Origin of the sequence: Pseudoalteromonas sp. SR45-6 (assembly GCF_014163545.1) — a bacterium.
Lineage (GTDB): Bacteria > Pseudomonadota > Gammaproteobacteria > Enterobacterales > Alteromonadaceae > Pseudoalteromonas > Pseudoalteromonas rhizosphaerae.
In genome coordinates this window covers 1-19,488 of record NZ_JACJDM010000041.1, presented here as the reverse complement: position 1 = coordinate 19,488, position 19,488 = coordinate 1, and the positions used below count along the sequence as shown (strand labels likewise).

Annotated in this window: 19 protein-coding genes, 3 tRNA genes and 1 rRNA gene; 8 read left to right on the top strand and 15 right to left on the bottom strand. The window is 40.6% G+C overall.

Annotation, left to right across the window (positions count from 1 at the left end; translation table 11 throughout):
• Window positions 1-4 precede the first annotated feature (4 nt).
• The 5 genes from H5158_RS16175 to bioH form a co-directional block, all read right to left on the bottom strand.
• Window positions 5-790 (bottom strand): outer membrane beta-barrel protein, encoded by a 786-nt coding sequence (locus H5158_RS16175; RefSeq protein WP_182740428.1) that lies wholly within the window; start codon window positions 788-790, stop codon window positions 5-7.
• A gap of 69 nt (window positions 791-859) precedes the next feature.
• Complete coding sequence (locus H5158_RS16170) at window positions 860-1,588, bottom strand: hypothetical protein (protein ID WP_182719094.1); 729 nt, start codon at window positions 1,586-1,588, stop codon at window positions 860-862.
• Window positions 1,589-1,748: 160 nt separating this feature from the next.
• Entirely contained in the window at window positions 1,749-2,627 is an 879-nt protein-coding gene (locus tag H5158_RS16165) for a putative metalloprotease CJM1_0395 family protein (protein WP_182740427.1), read from the bottom strand.
• Between the two features lie 6 nt (window positions 2,628-2,633).
• Window positions 2,634-2,942: a hypothetical protein gene (locus tag H5158_RS16160; RefSeq protein WP_145242541.1), complete on the bottom strand. Its 309-nt coding sequence runs from the start codon at window positions 2,940-2,942 to the stop codon at window positions 2,634-2,636.
• 100 nt (window positions 2,943-3,042) lie between these two features.
• Window positions 3,043-3,780: a pimeloyl-ACP methyl ester esterase BioH gene (gene bioH / locus H5158_RS16155; RefSeq protein ID WP_182719091.1), complete on the bottom strand. Its 738-nt coding sequence runs from the start codon at window positions 3,778-3,780 to the stop codon at window positions 3,043-3,045.
• A gap of 58 nt (window positions 3,781-3,838) precedes the next feature.
• On the opposite strand from bioH, the gene H5158_RS16150 reads away from it, so the two are divergent.
• Complete coding sequence (locus H5158_RS16150) at window positions 3,839-4,540, top strand: ComF family protein (RefSeq protein ID WP_182719106.1); 702 nt, start codon at window positions 3,839-3,841, stop codon at window positions 4,538-4,540.
• A 16-nt stretch (window positions 4,541-4,556) separates the two neighbouring features.
• Here H5158_RS16150 and H5158_RS16145 read toward each other — a convergent pair whose 3' ends face one another.
• Window positions 4,557-7,109 (bottom strand): M14 metallopeptidase family protein, encoded by a 2,553-nt coding sequence (locus H5158_RS16145; protein ID WP_182719090.1) that lies wholly within the window; start codon window positions 7,107-7,109, stop codon window positions 4,557-4,559.
• A 145-nt stretch (window positions 7,110-7,254) separates the two neighbouring features.
• On the opposite strand from H5158_RS16145, the gene nfuA reads away from it, so the two are divergent.
• The gene (gene nfuA / locus H5158_RS16140) at window positions 7,255-7,830 is read left to right on the top strand and encodes a Fe-S biogenesis protein NfuA (protein ID WP_145242549.1); all 576 of its coding nucleotides are present in this window, start codon (window positions 7,255-7,257) and stop codon (window positions 7,828-7,830) included.
• A 12-nt stretch (window positions 7,831-7,842) separates the two neighbouring features.
• Entirely contained in the window at window positions 7,843-8,115 is a 273-nt protein-coding gene (locus H5158_RS16135) for a hypothetical protein (RefSeq protein WP_145242551.1), read from the top strand.
• 374 nt (window positions 8,116-8,489) lie between these two features.
• Here H5158_RS16135 and H5158_RS16130 read toward each other — a convergent pair.
• The 5 genes from H5158_RS16130 to nudE form a co-directional block, all read right to left on the bottom strand.
• Window positions 8,490-8,566: transfer RNA gene (locus H5158_RS16130), tRNA-Met, on the bottom strand.
• A gap of 66 nt (window positions 8,567-8,632) precedes the next feature.
• A tRNA-Met gene (locus H5158_RS16125) sits at window positions 8,633-8,709 on the bottom strand.
• A 158-nt stretch (window positions 8,710-8,867) separates the two neighbouring features.
• Window positions 8,868-8,944, bottom strand: a tRNA-Met gene (locus tag H5158_RS16120).
• Between the two features lie 142 nt (window positions 8,945-9,086).
• Window positions 9,087-9,884, bottom strand: coding sequence for a 3'(2'),5'-bisphosphate nucleotidase CysQ (gene cysQ, locus H5158_RS16115; protein ID WP_145242561.1), 798 nt, complete (start codon window positions 9,882-9,884; stop codon window positions 9,087-9,089).
• Window positions 9,877-10,449 (bottom strand): ADP compounds hydrolase NudE, encoded by a 573-nt coding sequence (gene nudE, locus H5158_RS16110; RefSeq protein ID WP_179959231.1) that lies wholly within the window; start codon window positions 10,447-10,449, stop codon window positions 9,877-9,879. Before nudE ends, cysQ begins: the two co-directional genes overlap by 8 nt.
• Before the next feature lie 61 nt (window positions 10,450-10,510).
• Here nudE and yrfG point away from each other — a divergent pair, with 61 nt between their 5' ends.
• Window positions 10,511-11,161 carry a GMP/IMP nucleotidase gene (yrfG, locus tag H5158_RS16105; protein WP_145242565.1) on the top strand — a complete coding sequence of 217 codons (651 nt, stop codon included), beginning with the start codon at window positions 10,511-10,513 and terminating at the stop codon, window positions 11,159-11,161.
• On the opposite strand, the gene H5158_RS16100 is transcribed toward yrfG, so the two are convergent.
• From H5158_RS16100 to H5158_RS16090, 3 genes are all read right to left on the bottom strand, one after another.
• On the bottom strand, window positions 11,158-11,781 hold the full coding sequence (locus H5158_RS16100) for a dUTP diphosphatase (protein WP_149983053.1): 624 nt from the start codon (window positions 11,779-11,781) through the stop codon (window positions 11,158-11,160). The two genes, yrfG and H5158_RS16100, sit on opposite strands and share 4 nt — an antisense overlap.
• Window positions 11,782-11,962: 181 nt before the next feature.
• Complete coding sequence (locus tag H5158_RS16095; protein WP_182719089.1) at window positions 11,963-12,331, bottom strand: YacL family protein; 369 nt, start codon at window positions 12,329-12,331, stop codon at window positions 11,963-11,965.
• A 111-nt stretch (window positions 12,332-12,442) separates the two neighbouring features.
• Complete coding sequence (locus tag H5158_RS16090; RefSeq protein WP_145242571.1) at window positions 12,443-12,667, bottom strand: hypothetical protein; 225 nt, start codon at window positions 12,665-12,667, stop codon at window positions 12,443-12,445.
• A 327-nt stretch (window positions 12,668-12,994) separates the two neighbouring features.
• Here H5158_RS16090 and uvrD point away from each other — a divergent pair, with 327 nt between their 5' ends.
• The 4 genes from uvrD (at window position 12,995) to H5158_RS16070 (ending at window position 19,224) form a co-directional block, all read left to right on the top strand.
• The gene (uvrD, locus tag H5158_RS16085) at window positions 12,995-15,160 is read left to right on the top strand and encodes a DNA helicase II (protein WP_145242582.1); all 2,166 of its coding nucleotides are present in this window, start codon (window positions 12,995-12,997) and stop codon (window positions 15,158-15,160) included.
• A complete protein-coding gene (locus H5158_RS16080; protein WP_182740426.1) occupies window positions 15,138-17,231 on the top strand; it encodes a GNAT family N-acetyltransferase in 2,094 nt (697 codons plus the stop codon). Before uvrD ends, H5158_RS16080 begins: the two co-directional genes overlap by 23 nt.
• A 73-nt stretch (window positions 17,232-17,304) precedes the next feature.
• Complete coding sequence (locus tag H5158_RS16075) at window positions 17,305-18,309, top strand: ABC transporter substrate-binding protein (protein WP_259398841.1); 1,005 nt, start codon at window positions 17,305-17,307, stop codon at window positions 18,307-18,309.
• A gap of 66 nt (window positions 18,310-18,375) precedes the next feature.
• Window positions 18,376-19,224, top strand: a complete 849-nt coding sequence (locus H5158_RS16070) for a chemotaxis protein (protein WP_182740424.1) — start codon at window positions 18,376-18,378, stop codon at window positions 19,222-19,224.
• A 163-nt stretch (window positions 19,225-19,387) separates the two neighbouring features.
• Here the strand turns inward: H5158_RS16070 and rrf are convergent.
• Window positions 19,388-19,488: ribosomal RNA gene (rrf, locus tag H5158_RS16065) — 5S ribosomal RNA — on the bottom strand; the annotation flags it as partial.

The window sequence follows — 19,488 nt, the reverse complement described above, 5'->3', positions numbered from 1 at the left end:
CGATTTAAAAATAATAACGAAATGCTGCTGCTGCGATGTCAGCGTATTCATCGGTGTAACTGTAGGAAGCAGCAAACGTTATTTTTTCAGTGACTGCGTAATTTATACCCGCTTTTAACAGGAGGTTATTTTCACTTTCAGCATCATGTAAACGTACATAACCAGCACCTACGCCATGTAAACGTTCATAACCAACGCCTGCATTTACTTCAAATTGTTCGCTCAATAAATGTCGAATTTGTGCAGTTACTTCAAAGGAGTCAGCTGTTTCTGAACCTTCATAGTATGTTTTTGAAACATCAAAAACATTACCATCAGATTCAAGTCTATGTACAAATGTTTCCTCAGTCTTAACCTTACTTTTCCCATACTTCAGGGCATAGTCAACAGAAGTTTCTCTTGAAAAATGTTGAATGTATCCAAAGCCAACATTATAACGAGTTAAACTCATATCCGTTGTTTCATAGTAAGAATCTGTCATATTAGATGTATAAGTGCCATCTGGTAGAGGAGCAAATGATGTAAATGTAGTAGTGCTAGAATAGTCAACACGACTTTGAGAATACGAGCCTGTCACGAACCAACTTTCAAAAATTTGTTTGCTAAGATTAATAACGTACCCATCGTAGCCAGAATACATTGGGCTGTCAGGGTCCGTTTTATCATTGCTTTTAATGTCAGTTTTTGTATAGCCAACTTCAACATAATCGTAGCTTAAAAGTGATGCTTGGTTTGCTGCGGCGGTGATTGAGAAAAGTGATAAAGCCCCAGCTAATACTGCATATTTCATTTAATTGTCTTCCATACTAAAAATCGCCACAAAATCTATTTGCGGCGATTTTAATTTTTTATTTCAAGATTAAAAGTAAAAGCGTAACGTCACTGCAATGTCTGCGTACTCATCAACGTAACGGTATGAAGCACCTAAAATTGCTTTTTCAGTCAAGGTATAATTAAAACCCGCTTTTAAAACAACGTTATTGTCACTTTCTTCATCATGTAAACGCTCGTAGCCAAGTCCCGCGTTGACTTCAAATTTATCCGTGACTAAATGCCTAACTTGCACATTAGCAGAGAGGATATCAGCACTATCTGAGTCCGAGTAACCTGATTCTGACGATGAGAATACTTGGCCATTAAACCTTTCTTCGACGAGGTTTATGAAGTCAGTGCTGTACTTCAGTCTACCTAGATTGATACTGTAATCTAAATTGGTAACTGCAGATAAACGTTGAATATAACCCGCACTGAGCTCTAATCTAGTAAATTCAGCGTCTAGCTTTCCTTCAGTGTATAACTGTGACGTTCCGACATACTCACCGTTTTGAAAGATATCACGATAATCCTCAGAGACACTATTTGACAGATCATCTGATGTGCTTGCATATAAACCGGTTAGATACCAATTACTACTTACTTGCTTGCTAAGCTTAACTGCATAGCCATCAAAGCTAAGTTCATCCAAGCCATCTACGTCCATTTTTGCATAGCCAACTTCGACATAGTCATAACTTAAGCCAGCCGTTTCATTCGCCACCGCTGTTATTGAAAAAAGTGATAAAGCACCTGCGATTACTGCATATTTCATTTAATTGTCTTCCATACTAAAAATCGTAGGGAAAATAGCAGTTACAGTAATGTTTCACAATTAAGTGCATACATCTTTAGGTAAATAAATGTGAATAACCACACTTAAAAAATGATTTATTTGGATTTAAATTGAGGAAACACATATTACGAGGGAGCAACTATATGGTTGCAGAAAAGCCAGACTGTCCATAAGGCGAGGTGGCGGCTTGATAAAACTGCGCAATGCGACCTGCACGCTGCTCAACTTCAATATCGCGCTTAGCCGTTGCGGTTTCTGATTCAGCAGTAGCTGCAACTTTCTCATCCTTTGTTAATTCGTTATCTACTTTGAACGATACTGATTGCGTACTGCTTTCATCATCACTGTCTATATTACTAAGCTCTGCTTGCGCTGCAGCGAGCTTTTGAGTGGCATCAGCAGCAATCGAACGATCAGCACCAGAAGGCTCTGCCGGCGCTAAAGCTGCAGCACGTACCGTTTGCATTTTCTCTATTGTAGCTCGCGGGTCACCTGCTATTTCAGCAACGTCAATTTGTACTTCGCCACCAACAGCGTAATTGGTACCATCAGGTCCGCGTTGGTACTCATAACTTGGCGAACCTGCGTGTTGACCACCAACTGATGAGTGAGCTTGCTCATGAATACGTACTTCAATATCACGCGCTTTTAACTCTTTAATTTGCTCAGCGTCTTGTTGCTCTTGCTGAGCTACTTGCTCTTTTTGCTTTGCTTCTTTCTCTGTATCTTGTTGTTGCTGTTCATTTTGCTCTGGGTTTTGCTCTGCATCTCCCTGCTGACGCTCTTGAATTACTTTTTCGTCGGCAAGTTTACCCTTGGCATCATAAGTGCCGGTATCAGTTGTACCGGGTTGTTTAGTTTTTTCATTATCACCAAGCGCTTTGTTTTCAGCATTAGTCGGTTTTGTAGCTGCAGGTGGCGGGATAACTTCCCGAAGTTGGTTGTCACGCCGAGCGGTTTCCGTATAAACATTTGCGGTGTTTATATTAATATTTGGAAATGGCGTGACAATGTTCATGGCAAATTAAACACGAATATCAATCAAAGTCCCCAGCACTTCGTCTGCGGTTTGAATTGATTGCGTATTGGCTTTGGCATTAAACTCTTCGACCTTTAAATTGACCAAGGCTTCATCAATACGTGGTGGTTGTGACACAGGAGCGGTTACCGCTTCTTCCGGACGAGCAGCTTGCAGCTGGCGCTGTTGGGCAAGCTGGGCGTCGTCTTGTTGCTCAATGCTGGCGCGATTTATTTCTGCGCTGGCTTTCTCTATACCCTGACTGGCACGATTAAAACCTTCAACACCGTTATTAAACACAGATCCGATTGGCATATAACACCTCCACCAATGATATATTGGTTAATTATCGCTCATAAAACAGTCAAAATAAAGCTTTACTGCAGAGTTTTTCAAACCACCGTAAAGTTACTTTTCAAAGCATTGATTTGACGGCAGATAAAAACTCTTTTTTATGGGATATAAAAGGTGCGTGTGACGCCTTATCGATCACTTCATACTCAAAATCGTGTTTTAAAACTTTCATTTTGGTTACTGCGCGATACGGTACCAATGCATCTAAACGGCCAAATACAGCACGGATCGGCACTGGACAACAGGCAAAAGCATCGCGTAAATCATCTTGCTGTAAAATATCCAAACCAGCAGTTAATGCACACTCTTGTGGAGCCGGAAATTCATTGAGTAACTGTTTAAGTTGTTTAATATCATCTCGGGCATTTTCACTGCCCATCGCCTGTATTGCCAAAAAGCGATCGATGGTTTTCTCACGATGAGTGACTAACTGCTCTTTAAATGCAGCTAATACATTTGCTTTAATTCCTGGCCAATCATCGCCTTCAGCAAACAATGGAGTTGCAGCAACTAATATCACTTTCGCGACTTTTTCAGGCCAGTGCTTTGCAATATAAAGAGCAAATAAACCACCTAAAGACCAGCCCATTAAGGTAGTGTTTGGCTGTAATTGATTGCTTAATTGTAATGCAGCGGCATGCAAAGTATACGGCTTTGGCGATGCTTGATTATTACCGTAACCGGGTAAATCAACACTGCGTACTGTATCGTTATGCATAAATTGAAGCTCCGGCAAGATCAACTGCCATACGCCTTGATTCATCCCCCAACCATGTAATAACACCAGCTCATTTTGCATTTTTTATAACCTTGCTCCAAACTTAGCGCTCATAATAGCGTTTGAGGGAATGAATGCAATGACTGCTTTTCATCAATGTTTTCAACAGCTGGGCGATTGGTTTTTTCCTTCTTTTTGTGTGCAATGCCAAAGTATTATCCGTACCAAACATAGTTTATGCGAACATTGTTTAGCTGATTTGCCGCTATTAGATATAACCACACATGCTAATTTACTGTATCGCCCAGATGTGGTTGAGTTATTTCCTGATTGCCAATTCGATTACCTGTTCGCTTGCGCGTGGTATCGTCCCCCTTTCGATGGTTGGCTCACGCAACTTAAATTTAGTAACCAAATTCATTATAAAAACGCATTGTCGTTAATTATTAGCCAGCAACTGACTGTTAGTAAAAAAAATAGCGAAATATGGCCAGATTTATTTATTATTTTACCTCTACATCAGCAGCGTTTTTTAAAGCGAGGCTTTAACCAAGTATCACAATGCTGGTTGCCATGTTTAGTAAATGAAAATATTGATTCTCAGAGTTTACAGCGTACAAAGAAAACCCAAGCACAGTCATCACTTAGCAAAGCTAAACGAGTAAAAAACTTACATGGCGCATTTATATGTAATACCGATATGAGCGGAAAAACAATTGCTATCATTGATGATGTGATGACCACAGGAGCAACTCTTAATGCTGCTACCGTCGCCCTTAAAAAGGCTGGTGCTAAGCAAGTTTGGGCATTTGTAACCTGCTTAACACCATTAGGTCATTAATACTTAAGCTAATTAATTAATCGGCATTCGCTCTAAATGTGTGACCAAAAAACAATGCATTGCTCAATAAACGACTGGTGCCGTACCAATAGCCCCTAAATACCGGATCATCTGTCATACCAATCACACTGCCACGACCATACGAATGTGCCACTAAACCAGCCGCTCCCGCTACTTGCTCAACATTCACATCATCGGTAAAGCCAGCTAGTAATGGCTTTTGCGTATACTGCAACACATTTACAAATGGTGCAGCTGACATTTCAAGTAACCAAGTACTATTTTTAAATACTGGTAAGGTGTCACGCTGTAATGAAAAAGTAAGTGGGTGCGTTAAATCGGCTTTAGTATTAAATATCGCTCCAGCAATACGTTGACGCCCAGCTAGATGATCTTTATCACCATAGTTTAAGCCATCCGTTTTGAAGGCGCTGGCAACATCTCGGCGTGATAAATAACTGGTTTTTAATAGTTGTTGATCGACTAAAAACTTAGCCCCACCTTTGTGGCCCCAAATAACTCCACCTTTACGTACCCAAGTTTTAATTGCTATTTTGTCAGCATCTGAAAGCTTATTGTAATTTCCATGAGCCAAAACAATGTGGCTGTAATCACTAAGTTCAAGATCACCAAAACGTTCAATTTCCACAATGGTAGATGCCACACCAACAAAGCGATCTAAGTAATACCACACTTCACCTACTTCATATTGACTAGTCCCTTGGCCACCAACGAGTAATACTTTCGGCGCTTTAACTACCGCTAACGTCCGCGAGCCTAAATCGACACCCTTTGCCGTTAAGCCAGAAGTAATAGGCGTAATCGCAATACCAAACTCATTTTGTGCACTATTTAATAACGACACCCATTGCGGATTTTTTTGAATCCCAGCAGGAATAATAATACTACCCGCAGCAAATTCCTGTGTACTTGCAAGCGATTTAGCTGATAACGGGCTGAGCGCCACACGAGCTTGCACACCTTGCTGTAATAATTTATTAAGCATTTTCGGAGCTAAATAATTATCCCATTTAAAGCCAAACGCATACTGTGCATCTAACTCAGCAAATTGTGGTTTTTCAGGCTGTTGCCATGCATTTTTACTAACGTCTAAGCCCCAGCCACTTTTGATTGCTGCAAACTCCAAGTTAAAAGCGTGGGCTAACGTCCAACCGGATACATCATAAAAAGTGTTATCAACAAAACGCTTTTGCTCACTAAAAATGGCTTTAACTAAGCGATATTGCGGCTGGGCTAATGGCACAAAATAACTTTTCGCAGAAAAATTCTTACCATCCGCTTTTACTGCTTTATTAAGTGGATAAGCTTTGATCTGATGCTGTTTCAGTAAATCTAAAAAAAGTGCGCTACGTGTTGTATCTGCACCGCCTTGTACTACATAACCTTTATAATCTTCATCATTAGCAAGCTCTATAGCATTATTGTAAAAACTAGCTTGGTAATCGAGTAATGCTTGGCGATTATCTATCGCAGCCTGAAATGTAGATAGGCTCGTAAGCAGCTGGTTTTTAATCGTAAATGCAAAACTCAGCGGTCCATTTATGGTTTCTTGCAGATGACCACGAGAACTTGCTTGCTCAAATAAAATACCCACACCACCATTTACATCTGGATAAGTTGAACCTTTGCCATAGTAAAAATCATCAAAGCTTTCTTCGGTAAAATATAACGCGTTGTGTTCATCCAATGTTTTGGCATGATAGTTACCTATTGCCTTCGTGAGACTGACATTTTCATCAGGGGTGATCGGATGCTTACGTGATGGAATACCTGGCTGAAAGAAAAACGTGCTATTGGGACCCATTTCATGGAAATCAGTAAGAATATTGGGTTTCCAGTAATGAAACTTAGCAATACGAGCACGTGATTCAGGGTGTTGTAGCAGCAACCAATCACGATTTAAATCAAACCAGTAATGGTTAGTACGGCTACTTGGCCAGCTTTCAATATGCTCCCGAGTTTGTGGATCAGACGATAAGTTCATACCGCGATTACTATTCGCCCAATTCGCAAAGCGTGCTAAACCATCGGGGTTTAATGAAGGATCGAGTAAAATAACCGTGTTATTTAATAGCGTATCAATTTCTTTACCTTGCGCCGCAGCTAAATAATAAGCCACTAGCAAGGCTGAATTACTACCAGAAGATTCATTGCCATGAACGCTATAACCCATCCAAACGACCGCTGGCTGATCGGTTTCTTTGGCTTTTTCTGGATCGGCTAAACGAGCCAAGTGCGCCTTACGTGTTTGCTCCACATTCGCCAACTTATCAGCTGCGGTGATAGTTAGCATAACGAGCGGGCGCTGCTCATGGGTACGACCAATGACTTCAAAATTAATACGGTCACTTTTTTGTGCCAATATTTCCATATAACGAACGAGTTGATCATGACGTACGTGCCACTGCCCGACTTCATAGCCTAAAACCTGCTCTGGAGTGGGAATAGTTGGATCAAATTTCACATCATCATTGAAATAATATGAAAGCGGTTGTGCTAAACAAGAAAAGCTTAGCAATAGTGTAAAGATTGTTATTATCAAACGCATAGAAAACACTCAGTAAATGATCAATGTTTGCACGCTACCATTGCTTAAAATAGATGCCAAATTTTTACGCTCAACACTGGCGACAACGCGATGAGCGGAGTATGATAACCAGTATCCGAGTAATTTAGTCAAGTATAGTTGTTTTATGATTTCTATTTCCGAAACCGCACAATCGCATTTTGCAAAATTATTAGCTGACCAAGCTGAAAAAACAAATATTCGCGTATTTGTTGTTAACCCTGGCACATCACAAGCGGAATGTGGTGTATCTTACTGCCCTGAAGATGCAGTAGAAGCCACCGATATTCGTCTTCCTTTTAACGGCTTTGATGCTGTAGTTGACACAGAAAGCGCGCCATTTTTAGAAGAAGCTGAAATCGATTTCGTTACCGATAAAATGGGCACCCAGTTAACACTTAAAGCCCCCAATGCTAAAGCCCGTAAAATCGGTGATGATGCAGGACTTAACGAACGTATTCAACACATGTTAGAAACAGAGGTTAACCCTCAGCTTGCTAACCATGGCGGCCAAGTAAGCCTTGTAGAAGTAACTGCTGAAGGTATTGCTGTTCTTCAATTTGGCGGTGGCTGTAATGGTTGTTCTATGATCGATGTCACACTAAAAGAAGGCATTGAAAAAGAAATGATTGCTAAGTTCGATGAAATCACCGGTGTTGCTGATATTACTGATCACAAAGCTGGCGATCATTCTTACTATTAATAGTAGGCAGTCATGCTAAAGCCGCTGATATATCGCTTAGGTTCAGAGCCTAAGCTCAGTTTAAAGCGCTTTTTACGCGGCTTAGCACTGTTTGTGCTAGCCGTGATATTAATCACCCTCGGCTATTATAGCCACTACAGCTTACAAATCATCGGCTTAGTAATTTTAGCCATCGCACTATTCTTCGCCGCTTGGGGCTACTTAGGTATCTTTGCTAATCGCTTTTCGCAGGTATTAGACAGAAAAGATTCCCGTCCAGAAGAAGATCCTGATCTTTGGAAATAGCCAAAGCTCTAGGTTCTATCAAAATACTGCCATGAAAAAGCACTCATCAACAATACCTATTTAATTTGTCGTACTTTACTTCAGTTGTTGCGGGAGCCTGAGTTTATGAAGAACGAACCGACGACCTTCGGGTTATGAGTAGCCCAATTTTCGCACTCACTGAATTTTAGACATAAAAAAACACTCATTTTAAGAGTGTCGATTCATTATTACTTGATTTCAGTGGTTGCGGGAGCCGGATTTAAATAGATGGCCTTTGCTGGCTAATGTAGAGCTGAGACCGACGAGCTATTTATTTCACTGAGTTTCAGGCATAAAAAAACACGCTTTAGGCGTGTCTGTTTAATATTCTAAATTGTAATTGTAATTTCAGTTGGTTGCGGGAGCCGGATTTGAACCGACGACCTTCGGGTTATGAGCCCGACGAGCTACCAGGCTGCTCCATCCCGCGCCTGAAATATTAAGTGTTATTTTACTTCTTACTTAATTAAAGAAGTCAGCCAACTCACTAAAGAATTGGTTGCGGGAGCCGGATTTGAACCGACGACCTTCGGGTTATGAGCCCGACGAGCTACCAGGCTGCTCCATCCCGCGCCTGTATATTTTAAGTCTATCGACTAGTGATTTTTAACTCTCACCAAGAGTTTACAGTAACCGCTTCTTTAAAAGAATTGGTTGCGGGAGCTGTGAAAGGTGAAGAGTGAACCGACGACCTTTTAAAACTTCCAATGCACCAAATCATTTAAGAAAATTGGTTGCGGGAGCCGGATTTGAACCGACGACCTTCGGGTTATGAGCCCGACGAGCTACCAGGCTGCTCCATCCCGCGCCTGTAATTTCTTTTTCAACGGTTTCGCGTTATTTGCGAGCCTGTTTCGAAGAGAGCGCTATAGTATAGGAATCATATTATAATGCAACAGTTAAACTGCTTAAAGCTGTTCAACCGAACAAAAAGCAAACAAACAGAGTGATTAAAGCGCTCTTTGGTGTGGACTGATCATTTTTTGCCACTCCCAATCAGGGTGACCCATCACTATAAAGTCAGGGTTCTCTGTACTCTCACGCTGATTGTAGGTTAATGGATTAAATTCAGCATCAGTAATACAGCCACCTGCTTCTTCAACAATTATTTGCGATGCTCCCGTATCCCACTCACCTGTTGGCCCTATCCGTAAAAAACAGTCAGCTTTACCCTCAGCAACAATACATGCTTTTAAAGAGCATGAACCTACAGCAACTGTTGTAAACTGCGCGTTCAAGTATTGACTAACAGCTTCAATTTTTTGACGACGACTAACAGCCAAAGTTAAGTTATCTGGAGTGGCAACATTGATCTGCTGCTCTACGCCATCAACACGCTTAAATGCACCATTTTGATAACTGGCAAAATAAGTTGTCTCTTTCGCTGGCCAATAAATCACCCCAAGCACTGGGCGATTGTTTTCAATCAAAGCGATATTTACCGCAAAGTCGCCGCTTTCTAAAATAAACTCACCGGTACCGTCCATTGGATCGAGTAACCAATAGCGCTGCCAATCTTGCCTATCTGCTAAAGCAGGGATTGGTGTTTCTTCTGACATAATAGGAATATCTGGCGCTAGTGCTTTTAATCCAGCAACTAACACATCGTTAGCGGCTAAATCGGCTTTAGTGACAGGTGTGTGATCTGACTTTTCTTGCTGGCCAATATCATCTTTCTTGTAAATAGCCATAATCGCAGCACCAGCGCTTTGCGCAAGCTCAATACATGGCTCAAGTAATTCAATCATTCGCAGCTCCTGATTCTAAATGCTTAGTTAATAATAGCAAAGCTGCAACGCTTCGTGCTTCGGTGAAGTCTGATTGTTGTAATAATGACTGCCAATCGGTTAATGGCCACTTAACAACCACTAATGGTTCTGGCTCGTCCCCAACTAAAGTTTGCGGATAAAGTTGTTGCGCAAACAATATGTGCATAGTCGCATTAAAGTAACTGGGTGCCATTGAAACCACTTTAAGTGGCTGAAGTTGCTCAGCACCAAAGCCAACTTCTTCTTTTAATTCTCGGTTTGCTGCTTGTTCTGGTGTTTCACCAGGATCAATTAAGCCTTTTGGGAAGCCTAGTTGATAATCATTAGTGCCAGCACAATATTCTCGTACTAACAGTAATTCATTATCAGCTGTTAATGGCACTATCATTACAGCCCCTCGGCCACCGCCGCGGATCCGTTCGTATTGACGCTGTTCGTCATTTGAAAATTTTAATTCAAGTGATTCCACCGTAAATAATCGGCTTTTAGCAACAACTTCGGTGCGAAGAATTTGTGGTGGTGTTGGGTGCTTTTTCTGTGTCATTGGCATTAATTTGCTATCATGGCAGTTAGTTCAATAATAAACCCTATAAGATGAAATTCCTATGTTAAATTGGTCAAAAATCGATACTGTGCTGCTAGATATGGATGGCACTTTGCTCGATCTCCATTTTGATAATCACTTTTGGCTGACAGTGATCCCTGAGCAACTCGCTATCGCAAAGAATATTAGTTTGGCACAAGCCCAAGCGGATATATTAAAACGCTATCAAGCCGTTAGCGGTCAAATCCAATGGTATTGCTTAGATTACTGGGAACAACAACTTAATTTACCTATTATGGAGCTAAAATATCAGCATCAGCACCTCATTAAAATGCGTGAGGATGTACCAGCATTTTTAACATCGTTGCGAAAAGCGGGTAAAGAGTTGATTTTACTTACCAACGCACACCCGGAAAGTGTCATGCTCAAGTTTGAAAAAACCAATATTGATAACTATTTAGATGGTGTGGTGTCGACTCATCAATATGGTGTGAGTAAAGAGCAGCAAAGCTTATGGCAGCAAGTACAACTCGATTTAGGTTTTGATAAGCAGCGTACGCTGTTCGTTGACGACAGTTTAGCGGTACTAAACGCCGCAAAAGAATATGGTATTGGCCATTTATTGGCGGTTGCAAACCCAGATAGTAAACAACCGCACAATGAAATCAGTGACTATTTGAGCGTCACTGATTTTCGTGACATGCTGCCTTAATTTTTAGGGTAGCGAGCCTCTAAGCCTTGATATACAAGCTTTGCAAAATCAGCATGTTCCGTATTCAGGCTTTTAACGACCTCAACTAAATGCTCGTTATCTTCTTTGCCATGCCATTCTTTAATGTAGCTACCATCTTTATAACCATGATCTTGGCGGAAAAAATTAAGCGTATTTTTACCTACATAGCCTCGATATAAATCATCAATATCCATACCTATTTGCGCCATACATCCAGCGAAGGCTGCGGCGTTAAAGGTTTTCTCAGCGACGGCTGACGCGGCGAGAATTTCTAACGTTTGTTTGAAATCATCAGCTTGTTGCGGTGCACTTAACTGTTGTTCCAACTGCTTAGCAAGCTCTAAATAACTGGTCTCACCATCAATGCGTAACGATAAACCGAAGTGAAAAATATCAACCAATTCTAAAATAACTTGCTCGGTATCTGGAGTTTGCTTTTTCCACCATTTCCAACCGTAATGATCAAGCATTTCAGCGCATTCAACCCAAATAGCGCGATACCATTCAAAGCCTTGGCTAAACCATTGATCATGAACTTTGGTGTTCATGGCATTTTGCATTTCTAGCATCACCACTAGTTTGTTTAAATTGGCAGACATATCTCTTCCAGTTACTATTTTAATTGCCGTAATAATACAGATAAATACTCTTCGATGAAATCGATTCTACGTACTGATTGTGGTTAATACGCAGAGGTCGCTAACACAAATATTGCCAATATAGCTAAGGGCATTTCATTACGCGGCACCCGAGGATATTTTGCTAACTGAAAACTGACGGCTACCTGCCTGTAGTAAATTCTTGCCATGAATTAATCAGGTCTACAAAATCTTCAAAACCACAGCCGCTACTTAAACCATTTTCTTCAAGCATCAGTTCATCGTCTTGATAAGCAAATAAATCTTCAGAGTCTTGATGCAAGGCATGGGCTTCAAAAATGGCTTCATCTTTATTTAAAATCAAATCAATTTCTTGACCTTGCAGTGTCAGCGGCTCGAAACTTCTAGCAACTGAGGCGATTAAAGCCTGCACCATGGCGATTTTATCTTTACCGATTTCTTCATTAAGCCAACGGCCAATAACAGCATGTTCACTGCTAATTTTGATACGTAAGCCACTGATTGGATCACGTATAAACTGGTATTCCATAAGGTTCCCTAAATACAACTAATGATCGGGATTATACCCTAGTCAGCTATGAATAAATAAAGCCAGATACAAAAATAGCGCTAAAAAGCGCTATTCTTTAAAGTGATACAGCTACCGATAAGATCTAAACCGCGCGGCATCAATGATTGCCCAAATATAGACGATCGGCAGTAATATAAAACCAATCGCAACATAAATAAGCGCGCCACTAATAACCCACGCTAGGAAGAAACCAATTGCCGCCATGATCCGGCCTTGAACTAACTGCCCTAAACCTGGGAAAAATATATTACAAATCGCTGCGATAACATTACCGCCTGAACCTTGCTCTGCCATGTTAACCTCAATTATTAATTTAATTTTATTCTTATCTACTTACATTCTTCATGCCAATTATTTAGTTATTAAAAATCAATATGTTAAAATCAACGGTAATACGAAGAACTAGCTAAAATCGTGATTTTTACTAAATATAAGTCAAATTGGCGATATCACTTCACACCATTGATCTAGCTTAGCTAAAAAATGACTATAAATGAATCATTAAGTTTTTAAAGCCTTTAGACTATGTATTAAATTAACTGGTTATAAAAACAGTATTTTATTTAGCCTAACAAAAACACCTGTTATACTGCTTTTAATATTGATTGAAAAGGCGTGATGATGGACGTTTCAGAATTACTCGACGGTTTAAATGATAAACAACGGGATGCAGTTGCAGCCCCACTCCAAAATATGCTGGTGCTTGCTGGCGCAGGCTCTGGGAAAACTCGAGTACTCGTTCATCGTATCGCATGGTTAATGCAGGTTGAGCAAGCCTCCGCTTATAGTATTTTTGCAGTAACCTTTACCAATAAAGCAGCTAAAGAAATGCGCACGCGCGTTGAACAAGCCCTTCAAGCACCAGTAGGTGGTATGTGGATTGGTACTTTCCATGGCTTATCACACCGTATTTTGCGCGCCCACCATCGCGAAGCAAACTTACCAGAAGCGTTTCAAATTTTAGACTCTGATGATCAACTTAGAATGATCAAACGCTTATTAAAAGCCATGAATATTGATGACAAAAAATGGCCTGCAAAACAGTTTGGCTGGTATATCAGCGCCAAGAAAGATGAAGGTCTGCGCCCCAAAGATATCCAAGCTTACGACATCAACGAACAAATGATGCTTAAAGTTTACACCGCTTATCAAGAAGCATGTGATCGAGCAGGATTAGTTGATTTTGCCGAAATCTTATTACGTAGTTTTGAAGTACTAAAAAATAATCCAACCTTACTACGTCACTACCAGCAACGTTTTGCCCATATGCTAGTAGACGAGTTTCAAGATACCAACACCATTCAATATGCATGGCTTAAATTATTAGCCGGCGATACCAACAGCATCATGATCGTAGGTGATGATGACCAAAGTATTTACGGTTGGCGTGGTGCTAAAATTGAAAACATTAAGCGCTTTTTGACCGATTTTAAAGCCGAAACTATTCGCCTTGAACAAAACTATCGCTCTACTGCCACGATTCTAAAAGCGTCTAATGCACTTATTCAAAATAACTCAGACCGAATGGGTAAAAGCCTCTGGACTGATGGCAATGATGGTGAACCTATTTCTGTTTATGCCGCTTTTAACGAATTAGACGAAGCGCGCTTTGTAAGCAGCAAATTACGCAGCTGGTTAAACGCTGGTAATGCCCTACAAGATGCGGCGATTTTATATCGTAGTAACGCGCAATCGCGGGTACTTGAAGAAGCGATGTTACAAGAAGGCTTGAAGTACCGAATTTACGGCGGTATGCGCTTCTTTGAACGTCAGGAAATTAAAGATGCACTGGCATATTTACGGCTCGTAGGTAATCGTCAGGATGATGCTGCATTTGAGCGAGTGATTAACACTCCTGCTCGTGGCATTGGCGATAAGACCTTAAGCCATATTCGCGATTGTGCGCGTAGCGAATCATTACCATTATGGTACGCCGCCAAAGCCATCGTAGAACAACAACATTTATCAGGACGTGCGGCGACGGTTGTTACTAAGTTTGTTGAACTGGTAGAACATATTGAAGATAAAATTGGTGATCTCACTTTAGAAGAGCAAGCGAAATACGCTATTCAAACATCTGGTTTAATGGCGATGTATCAAGCAGAAAAAGGCGAAAAGGGCCGCGCTCGGGTAGAAAACTTAGAAGAGCTGATCAGCGCCTGTGGCCAATACGAACTCCCGGAAGATGAAGAGTTTAGCTCACCACTGCAAGGATTCTTGGCTTATACCTCACTGGAATCAGGTGATGGCCAAGCTGAAGAACATGAAGATGCAGTGCAAATGATGACGTTGCACTCAGCGAAAGGCTTAGAGTTTCCACTCGTATTTATGGTTGGTGTTGAAGAAGGCATGTTCCCATCTCAACAAAGTAATGAAGAATCAGGTCGGTTAGAAGAAGAGCGTCGTCTTTGTTATGTCGGGATGACTCGTGCGATGGAAAAACTCTATATTAGCCATGCCGAGAGCCGCCGTCTTTATGGTCAAGAAAAGTACCACAGTCCATCACGCTTTTTACGTGAAATGCCTGAAGATTGTATTGAAGAAATTCGTATTAAAACTCAAGTATCGCGACCACCCGCAGCAGGACGATTTAGCTCATCAGTTAGTCATGCCGTATTTGAAGAAAGTGGCTTTAGCTTAGGACAACACGTATTACATGCAAAATTTGGTATGGGAACGGTTATTAATTACGAAGGCAGTGGCGCTCAATCTCGCGTACAAGTGAATTTTGATGACTTTGGTAGTAAGTGGTTAGTAACTGTTTATGCACGACTACAAGCCATTTAACTCGTTAATAAGTAATATCCTACCGCAAATTGCCTATGCTAAACATAGGCAATTGCTACTCATTACTGGCGAACAAAACTGGTGTTATCAACAGGCTAATGAGTTACTCAAGCAACTTTGCCATCCGCTTGTTAAGGTATTATCAACTAGTGGCGAACTCACTGACAGTAGCTGGCCTGAACATACTCATCAAATTCTTGGCCAAGAATTTCAGCATGTTATTTATGACGGTTTTAGTGGCTTAGTGCCAGACAAATTTGCCGCTCTTAGTGGCACTGTTCAGGCTGGCGGTTTATTTATTGTATTGTTGCCAGAACTTGATGATTTACACTATTGGTGTGACCCAGCACTGACCGCCTTTCAATCATTTGCTCAACAACAACAGCAGAGTTATTTTAACCAACGCTTGGCACGCTTACTCCAGAGTAATTTGTATCTGCACCTCAGCCAACAATCAGGCTGGCAAACGTTACCAGAAACAAGCCAGCTAGCAGGTAAAATAAACCTAACTGAACAGCAATTTTGCATCGAGCAAATCATTAGAACTGCCAACGGTAGAGCCAATCGCCCTTTATTGATCAGCGCCGATCGTGGCCGTGGAAAATCGGCGGCTTTAGGGCTTGCTGCTGCAACACTTAACGATAAAAAAATACTCATTTGTGCACAGCAGTTTAACGCCCTACACAGCTGTTTTAAACACTTTGCCGCAGCACGAGGATTAAGCTATCAAACTCGGGATAAACAACTCGCCAACTTGCATTATATCGCACCCGATCAATTACTAAATGAACTACCTGACTGTGATGTATTGCTGGTTGATGAAGCTGCTGCGATCCCAGTACCATTATTAATTAAAATGCTCACGCATTATCCCCGCATTATATTTGCCAGCACTATGGTAGGTTATGAAGGGAATGGCCGCGGGTATACTTTAAAATTCAAACGTTACCTAGAGCAACATTATAAAAATATGCATAGTGTTACTCTAGAGCAACCAATTCGCTTCGCAGCGAATGATCCGCTAGAACAGCATATTTGTAATTTGTTAGCACTTGATGCCGATTATCAAGATATTACACTAGACCCCAGCGCTCTGCTCTATTCTGAACTGACTCCCCAACACCTTGCTGAAAATGAAGCACTACTGCGTCAAGTCATTGGGCTATTAGCATTAGCGCATTATCAAACTAGCGTGAATGACTTGCGCCACTTACTCGACGCGACAGAGCAACGCATCTTTGTATGTCAGCAACAAGGCGTTATTATTGCAGTATGCCTAATTGCGATTGAAGGCGGTTTAACCGCAGACTTGAGTCAACAGGTTGTTAGTGGTCAACGTCGCCCACAGGGGCATTTGATGGCGCAAACATTAGCACAGTTAAGTGCTAATGCTGACGTACTAACAAGGTTGTGTGCTCGTGTTGTGCGCATTGCTGTAGCTCCATCACAGCATAGTAAATGTATTGGCTCACAACTTATTGCTCATTGTGAACGGCAACTAGCATCGAGCTGTGACTGGTTTGGAGCCAGCTTTGGCGCTAATGCGAGCCTACTCAAGTTTTGGCAAATGGCGGGGTTTAGTTTAGTTAAACTAGGCTTTATGCAAGATAAAGCGACTGCAGAACATGCAGCTCTTGTGGCTAAAAGTTTAACTGATCGCAGCTCGCTAATTAAAAATCTGAAAACTGATTTTCAATCAGACTTTGCATTGCAACTACTTGATCATTTCAATCAGTTAGATCAACAATTAGTCGAACAAGTACTGCGTGACTGTGCTCAACATAACGCTGATAACATCCAAGATACACGTCTAGCTGCATTACTAACAACAGATTACCAAATTTTTACCATCAAACCTTTATTATGGCGGACACTTTGGTGCACACCAAGCAGCTTATCTAATTGCGATGAAAATACCAAATGTCTTTTTATTAGACTAATATTACAAAACTGGTCATCACAAAAGGCACAAATAGTTTTACAGATCCGTGGTAAAAAATCACTCGATAAACTATTCAAACAGGCTGTTACTAATTGGTATGAACAATACTTACTTAAAAAATTACCTTAGCGTTCTTTTCTTCTTTTTATTTTCACATAGCAATTTCGCCTATGCCGAGAACAAGCCAGCGATAAAATTAGGCATGTCTACCGCGTTAACAGGACCTGCCAAACAAATTGGTGAACAACTTTACCTAGGTAGTAATATCTATTTTAACAAGCTAAATAAAAACGGAGGTATCAATGGAGCACACGTAGAATTAATAGTCGCCGACGATGGCTATGAACCAAAACGCGCAGTAAGTAATACTCGTCACTTTATTTATCGAGACAAAGTAGATGCGCTATTCGGTGCAATGGGAACTCCAACAAGCTTTGCTGTTTTACCAATCCTTGAACAACTGCAAATTCCATATTTAATGCCTTACAGCGGCGCTAAATTTTTGCATTATCAGCCAACAATTAATGTATTCAACATAAGAGCTAGCTACGATGATGAAGCTGACGAGCAAATAAAATACCTAGTCGAAGAAAACAATCACACACGTATTGGATTTTTAATTCAAGCAGATGAATTTGGTCTTGTAGTAGAATCTGGATTGCGAGAATCGCTCGCCAAACACAATCTAAAGCCAGTTAAAGTCGCGCGCTATCAACGAAACAGTAATGAGATAATGAGCGCCTTAGAAATACTAAAAGCCAGTGGTGCTACAGCCATTTGCTTAGTAGGTACATACAAACCATTATCTGAATTTATAAATAGTGCCCATGAACAACAGTTTATGCCTGACTACACCAGCATATCTTTTGCCTCAAGCAATGACTTATTTGCTCGCCTAAAATACTCCAGTAAACTTATGGCGACCGAAGTAGTCCCTAACCCTAATAAATGTGACGCCTATTGGTGCACTGAATTCTTAAAAGATATGGCTGCAGCGCAAATTAACACACCTAATCGTCTGCACTTTGAAGGCTATATCAATGCAATGGTGTTTAGCGCCGCAGCACAACGCTGCCCGCAACCACTGCAACATGATTGCTTAATGCAGCGCCTAAATATTATTTTCAGTGAAGATAAACAAGTTAACGCGTTATTCGTCAATAAAACTGATAAAAATAAGCATATTATCTATCGCTCTGTGTTTTAACAAAATAGCTGCGCTTTCTAAATAATGTTCTATTATTAAGTTATATATTTAGGAGGTGAGGACACTATGGACTTAATTAATTTTAGAGTAGGCCAGAAAACAATTTCATTAAAAATTCTCGACATACTTTTAACTGAACGCTTTGAAGATAATTTAACCTCATTACCTAACGATAATAAAAGTTTTATTGGTGTTAAAGACTATATGGAAACCCCCACTCCAATATTTGATCTAGGTATTATTCTCAACAAACAATCAACACAAGATACCAACTTATCATTAGTGAATTTATTTAGTGAGTGGGAACAAAAACAACACGAATGGTTTTTCGCACTTGAAAATAGTATTAGCCAAAATCAGTCCTTTAATCACAACACTGACATTCAGCAATCTAATTTTGCAAAATGGTACAGCAGCTTTAAAACCGAAAATGAAGATCTTAAAGCGATTATAGAACGATTTAAGATCCCTCATTCACGCTTGTATAGTCGTGCTAATAAGCTAATTGAACTAGTAAAAAAAGGTAATCCAAAGCAAGCTCTTATTGACCTAAACATTGAGCGAAACAGCAATTTTATGCAATTAATTAGACTGTTCGAATCAGCCAAAGAACAAATTATTTTAGATTATAAGCCAATCATCATTTTTACCACAAAAGATGGTAGAAACCCACATATAGGACTACTTGTTGATAAAGTCGAGGATAATATCAGTTATAAAAAAGAAGATATCAAGCCTTTAGATAAGCTAACAGATGTAGGTTTTGACATTGACCCGCAGACCAAAAATATGATGCGAGGATTAATAAAACTTGAGCATAAACATAGCGTACTCATAGACCCAAGTGCAATCTTTAGACCTGATCACTTAATGCATCAACATGCTGAGGAAACAGCAGAATATGGGTTGTTTTAGGAGTGTATTTTCTAGGTAGCAGTCCCTTTTAAAGGGCGCTAGTTTCTCAAGATTAAAAATGGCGCACGCATGTCAAAGGTTAACACTGACGGCTCGAAGCCATTAGCTTTCCTACAGACATAAAAAAGCCGCTTCATTCCTGAAGCGGCTTTCTCAATTTGGAGCCTGGCAATGTCCTACTTTCACATAGCAAATGCTACACTATCATCGGCGCTGTTTCGTTTCACTACTGAGTTCGGCATGGGGTCAGGTGGGTCCAAAACG

Coding starts and splice junctions, on each gene's coding strand:
- nfuA (WP_145242549.1), top strand. CDS start 7,255: ATGATTTCTATTTCCGAAACCGCACAATCGCATTTTGCAAAATTATTA.
- H5158_RS16150 (WP_182719106.1), top strand. CDS start 3,839: ATGACTGCTTTTCATCAATGTTTTCAACAGCTGGGCGATTGGTTTTTT.
- H5158_RS16075 (WP_259398841.1), top strand. CDS start 17,305: ATGTCTACCGCGTTAACAGGACCTGCCAAACAAATTGGTGAACAACTT.
- H5158_RS16090 (WP_145242571.1), bottom strand. CDS start 12,667: ATGGCAGAGCAAGGTTCAGGCGGTAATGTTATCGCAGCGATTTGTAAT.
- nudE (WP_179959231.1), bottom strand. CDS start 10,449: ATGACACAGAAAAAGCACCCAACACCACCACAAATTCTTCGCACCGAA.
- H5158_RS16095 (WP_182719089.1), bottom strand. CDS start 12,331: ATGGAATACCAGTTTATACGTGATCCAATCAGTGGCTTACGTATCAAA.
- uvrD (WP_145242582.1), top strand. CDS start 12,995: ATGGACGTTTCAGAATTACTCGACGGTTTAAATGATAAACAACGGGAT.
- H5158_RS16170 (WP_182719094.1), bottom strand. CDS start 1,588: ATGAAATATGCAGTAATCGCAGGTGCTTTATCACTTTTTTCAATAACA.
- H5158_RS16175 (WP_182740428.1), bottom strand. CDS start 790: ATGAAATATGCAGTATTAGCTGGGGCTTTATCACTTTTCTCAATCACC.
- H5158_RS16160 (WP_145242541.1), bottom strand. CDS start 2,942: ATGCCAATCGGATCTGTGTTTAATAACGGTGTTGAAGGTTTTAATCGT.
- H5158_RS16145 (WP_182719090.1), bottom strand. CDS start 7,109: ATGCGTTTGATAATAACAATCTTTACACTATTGCTAAGCTTTTCTTGT.
- cysQ (WP_145242561.1), bottom strand. CDS start 9,884: ATGATTGAATTACTTGAGCCATGTATTGAGCTTGCGCAAAGCGCTGGT.
- H5158_RS16165 (WP_182740427.1), bottom strand. CDS start 2,627: ATGAACATTGTCACGCCATTTCCAAATATTAATATAAACACCGCAAAT.
- H5158_RS16070 (WP_182740424.1), top strand. CDS start 18,376: ATGGACTTAATTAATTTTAGAGTAGGCCAGAAAACAATTTCATTAAAA.
- H5158_RS16100 (WP_149983053.1), bottom strand. CDS start 11,781: ATGTCTGCCAATTTAAACAAACTAGTGGTGATGCTAGAAATGCAAAAT.
- bioH (WP_182719091.1), bottom strand. CDS start 3,780: ATGCAAAATGAGCTGGTGTTATTACATGGTTGGGGGATGAATCAAGGC.
- H5158_RS16135 (WP_145242551.1), top strand. CDS start 7,843: ATGCTAAAGCCGCTGATATATCGCTTAGGTTCAGAGCCTAAGCTCAGT.
- yrfG (WP_145242565.1), top strand. CDS start 10,511: ATGTTAAATTGGTCAAAAATCGATACTGTGCTGCTAGATATGGATGGC.
- H5158_RS16080 (WP_182740426.1), top strand. CDS start 15,138: ATGCACGACTACAAGCCATTTAACTCGTTAATAAGTAATATCCTACCG.